This window comes from Dietzia sp. Cai40 (assembly GCF_014145165.1).
GTDB lineage: Bacteria > Actinomycetota > Actinomycetes > Mycobacteriales > Mycobacteriaceae > Dietzia > Dietzia natronolimnaea.
The window spans coordinates 1-4,125 of sequence record NZ_JAALEB010000460.1 but is presented as its reverse complement, the minus strand read 5'-3'; the positions used below and the strand labels follow the sequence as shown (position 1 = coordinate 4,125).

At 70.4% G+C, this 4,125-nt stretch carries 5 protein-coding genes; 4 read left to right on the top strand and 1 reads right to left on the bottom strand.

Annotation, left to right across the window (positions count from 1 at the left end; translation table 11 throughout):
• A partial coding sequence (locus G6022_RS15620; RefSeq protein ID WP_182691958.1) for a TetR family transcriptional regulator occupies positions 1 to 581 on the bottom strand: 581 nt, incomplete at its 3' end.
• A gap of 252 nt (positions 582 to 833) precedes the next feature.
• Here G6022_RS15620 and G6022_RS15615 point away from each other — a divergent pair.
• The 4 genes from G6022_RS15615 to G6022_RS15600 all read left to right on the top strand — a co-directional run.
• Positions 834 to 1,982, top strand: coding sequence for an iron-sulfur cluster-binding domain-containing protein (locus tag G6022_RS15615; protein ID WP_179524741.1), 1,149 nt, complete (start codon positions 834 to 836; stop codon positions 1,980 to 1,982).
• Between the two features lie 61 nt (positions 1,983 to 2,043).
• Complete coding sequence (locus G6022_RS15610) at positions 2,044 to 3,228, top strand: acyl-CoA desaturase (RefSeq protein ID WP_182639345.1); 1,185 nt, start codon at positions 2,044 to 2,046, stop codon at positions 3,226 to 3,228.
• 45 nt (positions 3,229 to 3,273) lie between these two features.
• Positions 3,274 to 3,516 (top strand): hypothetical protein, encoded by a 243-nt coding sequence (locus G6022_RS15605; protein ID WP_179524739.1) that lies wholly within the window; start codon positions 3,274 to 3,276, stop codon positions 3,514 to 3,516.
• 69 nt (positions 3,517 to 3,585) lie between these two features.
• Positions 3,586 to 4,125, top strand: a 540-nt coding sequence (locus G6022_RS15600) for a ribonuclease H (protein ID WP_347238195.1), incomplete at its 3' end; no start/stop codon positions are given.

The following is a 4,125-nucleotide window of genomic DNA, read 5'->3' as shown; positions in this document are numbered from 1 at the left end:
CCGGCGAGGATGACCCTCAGGCGGCCGGTGCACTCCTCGACGGCCGCGCGGGCGTCGTAGCCCACCGCCACCTCCACGAGGAGTCGCAACAGGACGACGACGACGAGGTCGGCCGCGATATCCACCGCGCTTCCGTCCGCGCCGGAGAGCGTCTCGAGCCGTCCCAGGGTGATCCCCAGCCGTCGGCGTGCGGAGTCGACGGCCGCCGAGAGCACCCGGTGGTCGGCATGGGCGGTGTCGACGAGCCCGCGGGCGAGCACCGACCAGGTCTGCGGGTCCCGGACGGCGGCGGCCGAGGCCCGACCGGGCCAGTCCACGACGGGATCCGATGCCGGCCCTGCGACGAGGTCGTCGACGAGCTCGCCCAGCGCCTCGGCAGCCCCCGCCGCGATCTCGGTGGCCAGGGCGTCCACCGACTCGAAGTGCCGGTAGAACGCGGTGGGGACGATGCCCGCCTCGCGTGCGAGCTCGCGGACGACCAGGCCGGAGAATCCCCGCGTGGCCACCGCGTGGCGGCCCGCGGCAACGATGAGTGCACGTGTGTGCCGCTTCTGCTCCGCCCGGGTACCTGGTGTCGCCACGCCCGTGATGCTATCGCCTGAGGCCTGTATCCGCATGTGGGGAACCCCCCGTCGGAGTGTGACCCACGTGACAGCGGCGGGCCCCTTTCCATTTGAGAGAACGTATGTACACTCAAACTCGTCCGGTGGTCGAACCGGCCGGATACGCCCCCGTGGTGCAGCCGCGACCGTGAGGTCGGGACCGCACATCACGGCAGTAGGCCGCGTCCGACGGCGCACGACCACACCGACCACTACCTTCCGGAGTTCCTCATGACCGCCCCGACCATCAGCCGGCTCTTCTCCCGCGGGATCACCCGCACCCTGCTCACCCCGCACCCGGTGGAGCACTACGTCCGCTCACTCGGAGTGAGCTGGTCCGACGACCCGACCGGCGCGACGGTCGTCGCCGTCGACCGGCCCGTCTCCGACGTCACCGTCATCACGCTCCGGCTCCCGGCCGGGGTCGACCGGCCCGCCCCCGGAGCCGCTCTCGAGATCGGCGTGGTGGTCGACGGCGTCGTCCACCGCCGTCACTACTCCCCGGTGGACTCCGCCGCGCGGTCCGACGGCCTGGCGACGATCGCCGTCCGCCGGCATCCGGGGGGCGTGGTCTCCGAACACCTGTGGTCCGAGGCCGCTCCCGGGATGCGACTGCTCCTCGGGAACCCCGTCGGGGAGGTCACCCTCCCGGACGCACGCCCGACCGACGTGCTGTTGGTCAGCGGCGGCAGCGGCATCACCCCGATGCTCTCCATCGCCTCCACCCTCGCCGGGGAGGGCCACTGCGGGGAGGGGGCCACCGGCCGTGTCGCGTGGCTCCACTACGCCCGCCGGGTCGAGGACGTGCCGTTCCGCGACCGGATCCGCGAACTCTCGCGCGCCGGTGTCGAGGTCCGGGTGGTCCCCACCGTGGCACCGGACCCGTCAGACACCTCGGGCCACCCGGACCCGTCAGTCACCTCCGACCCGTCGTCGCGGGACCTGGTCGGCCACCTGACAGAGGGCCACCTCGACGAGGTGGCACCGTGGCACTCCGACGCCACCGTCTTCCTCTGTGGACCCGACGGCCTGGCCGACGGCCTGTCGGACGTCCTCGGAGCGGAGCGCTACGGGGACGTCCTCCGCGAGCGCTTCACCGCCTCCAACGGACCCGTGCCCGAGGGCGACGGCGGGACCGTCACCCACGTCAGGAGCGGTGTCGCCGCCCACAACTCCGGCACCACGCTGCTGGAGGGCGCGGAGGCCGCGGGGCTGTCCCCGAAGCACGGCTGCCGGATGGGCATCTGCCACACCTGCACCGCCGTCCGGGTCTCCGGCGCGACCCGCGACCTCAGGACGGGCGAGGTCGACACCGAGCCCGGTTGCCTGGTCCAGATCTGTGTCTCCGCGCCCGTGGGCGACGTCGAGATCGAGCTCTAGACCCCCCGACACCGTCACAACCCGACCCGTACCCACCGGAACGACCGGAAGGACTCCCGTCATGACCCTCCTGCAGCTCCCCACCATCCGCTCCACGAAGCCCAAGACCTCCAAGCCGAAAGCCACCGCCCCCGAGCCCGTGGTCCTGTCCGCCGAGTCGGTGGAGATCATCGGCCGTGAACTCGACGCCATCCGCGACCGCGTGGTGGCCGACCTGGGCACCGCCGACCGCGACTACATCCTCCGGGTGGTCCGCATGCAGCGTCGACTCGAGCTGACCGGGCGCGCCCTGATGTTCCTCGGCTTCCTGCCGCCCGCGTGGCTCGCAGGGGTGGCCGCGCTGAGCGCCTCCAAGATCCTCGACAACATGGAGATCGGCCACAACGTCATGCACGGCCAGTACGACTGGATGCGCGACGACATGCTCCATTCGTCCAGCTTCGAGTGGGACAACGTGTGCCCGTCCGACCAGTGGCGGCACTCGCACAACTACATGCACCACACGCACACCAACATCCTCGATCTCGACCGCGACATCGGATACGGCATCCTGCGCATGGAGTACGAGCAGAAGTGGACCCCGCTGCGCCTGGGTAACCCGCTGTACGCGTTCGGACTCATGATGGCGTTCGAGTGGGGCGTCATGCTCCACGACCTGGAGTACGACAACGTGCTCAAGGGCAAGCGCAAGTGGTCGGACGTCAAGGGCCTGCTCGCCGGCTGGTGGGGCAAGATGCGAGGTCAGGTCGCCAAGGACTACATCGTCCACCCGGCACTCACCGGGCCGCTGTTCCCGCTCACCTTCGCCGGGAACCTCACCGCCAACCTCGTCCGCAACGTCTGGGCGTTCTCGGTGATCTTCTGCGGGCACTTCCCCTCCGGCGCCCAGGTCTTCACCCAGGAGGAGACGGCCGAGGAGACCCGTGGCGAGTGGTATGTGCGCCAGATGCTCGGCTCGGCCAACATCTCGGGCAGCCCGTTCATGCACCTGGCCACCGGCAACCTCTCGCACCAGATCGAGCACCACCTCTTCCCCGATCTGCCCGCTCACCGCTACCCGGAGATCGCCGAGGAGGTCCGGGCGATCTGCGAGGAGCACGGCCTTCCCTACACGACCGGCCCGTTGTGGAAGCAGGTGGCCAATGTCTGGTCCAAGATGTTCCGGTTGGCCCTGCCGCTGCCGCCCACCCCGGCGGACACGCCGGCCGTGCTCATCGAGCGCAGGAAGGTGACACCCGCGGCCTGAGCCGGGGTACCTTCGTGGACACCACTGACGAAGGGAGCGGATCCGATGAGCGACTTCGAGCGCAACAAGGACCAGGTCCAGGCAGGTGTCCAGGCGGGGGCGTCCCTCGTCGGCCGGATCGCCGTCATCATCACCGACGCGGTCGGTTCCATCGCCAAGGAGGTCGGCGACTTCGTCACCGACGGGATCGAGATGAGGGAGGCGGCCCGGGCCGCCCGCCTCGACGAGCGCAAGCGCTCCCCCGCGATCGACCTGGACGGTATCGAGGACGGCGACCTCAACGGTTGAGGCCGCTGGTGACCCGATGACCGTGGCCGGTGGGTCCTCCCCCCGGCCACGGTGGCAGGATCGCTCGATGTGACGATCATCGCCGCCGCGGACGGCTCCGCTCTCGGTAACCCCGGCCCGGCCGGATGGGCCTGGTACATCGACGAATCGCGGTGGCGATGCGGCGGTTGGACACGGGGCACCAACAACCAGGGAGAGCTCACCGCGGTCCTGGACCTTCTTCGTCAGACCGCGCACTCCCCCGAGCCGCTGCACATCCTGTGCGACTCGCAGTACGTCATCAACTCGGTGACAAAGTGGATGGCCGGGTGGAAGCGCAAGGGCTGGAAGAAGGCCGACGGGAAGCCCGTCCTCAACGTCGAGGTCATGAAGGCGCTCGACGAGGCGATGAAGGGCCGCGAGGTCACCTTCGAGTGGGTCAAGGGTCACGCAGGACACGAGCTCAACGAGAAGGCGGACGTCCTGGCGAACGGGGCCGCCAAGGCCTGGGCGTCGGGTCGGGAGCCCGCGTCCGGCCCCGGGTTCCCGGGAGCTCGGTCGGTCGGTGCGGGTGGCGACCCGGCCGTCCCCCCCGCGGTCAACGGAGGCGCGCGGCCCGCGACGTCCGCG

Excerpts from the sequence above, each read along its gene's own strand:
- G6022_RS15615 (WP_179524741.1), top strand. The coding sequence starts at position 834 with ATGACCGCCCCGACCATCAGCCGGCTCTTCTCCCGCGGGATCACCCGC.
- G6022_RS15610 (WP_182639345.1), top strand. The coding sequence starts at position 2,044 with ATGACCCTCCTGCAGCTCCCCACCATCCGCTCCACGAAGCCCAAGACC.
- G6022_RS15605 (WP_179524739.1), top strand. The coding sequence starts at position 3,274 with ATGAGCGACTTCGAGCGCAACAAGGACCAGGTCCAGGCAGGTGTCCAG.